Consider the following 1,037-nt stretch of genomic DNA (forward strand, 5'->3'; position numbering starts at 1 on the left):
TAGCATAATCAATCGTAATAATTTTATCCCTATGAAAGCTTTTTAATATTATTATAATCCCAAGCGCGCACAGAGAAAATTAGGCAACTGTCACCGATTTGATATCAGTAACAAGCTGCCTAATGCGGTAAATATTTACTTTAAGATTGTAGAATCACATTATTCAGCGCTGTTCATTTTTTTGTTTGAGCTAACCAAACTGAGCTGAACCGTAAGCAATGTCGTAGATCCCTACAATTAAAAGCAAAAAGAACGTTAAATAAATCCACCACTTACTAAAACGTTTATGAAGGTGCAAGGCAAAGGCCATTTCAATTAACGCAATCAAAAGCAGGATTACTAATATTTTCAGTTCAAATGCACGTAATAGCAGGTCGTTATGAAGATACCCAACAATCAGCAATAAATCAGAACCGATAACAATTAAATAAAAAAGACGTGCTACCCTCATGCTTTTATTACTCAAACTGGATTGCTTACAGAGCAATGCTACCAAAACAGCGACAATTAAAGCTAACCAACTAATTAAATCAATTAAATTGATTAAATAAATCCAATTAATTAACATCATCTTACTCCCAATAATAAATATAAATAACTTTAAACTTATTTTACCATTTTTGTAATTCCATTATTAAATACCGCAAAGGTTAATTTGAGTTAAAAATTTAAAATCGATTGCTTCGTTAGACGACTCGAAATACTTCTAATGGAGTCGGAGAATTAAAGCTTTTCTGGGATGATTAGTTCTGCGACTAGCACTATTTGGACAAAGGCATCAGTTAAATTAGCAAGAGCTAGCTTACGGCTGACCCCATTTTGACGTAAAAGACCATTATTTCACTTAATTTTCATTGTTTAGAGTTACTCACATAGCAAAGTAATTAGATGTTTTAAAAACCAAGGTCTAACAGCTTAAATAATAAAGGTAACTAGATGGCTTATTATTATATTTATATTTATTAATTAAATAATATAGATTATAATAATATTAAAAAGCTTTCATGGGGATAAAATTATTACGATTGATTATGCTA

Annotated in this window: 1 protein-coding gene; it reads right to left on the minus strand. The window is 30.5% G+C overall.

The genetic code is table 11. From position 1 onward, the window contains the following. Positions 1–190: 190 nt before the first annotated feature. Entirely contained in the window at positions 191–568 is a 378-nt protein-coding gene (locus tag B808_RS00245; RefSeq protein WP_009166241.1) for a DUF1516 family protein, read from the minus strand. Positions 569–1,037 lie beyond the last annotated feature (469 nt).

This window comes from Fructilactobacillus florum 8D (genome assembly GCF_000512295.1).
Lineage (GTDB): Bacteria > Bacillota > Bacilli > Lactobacillales > Lactobacillaceae > Fructilactobacillus > Fructilactobacillus florum.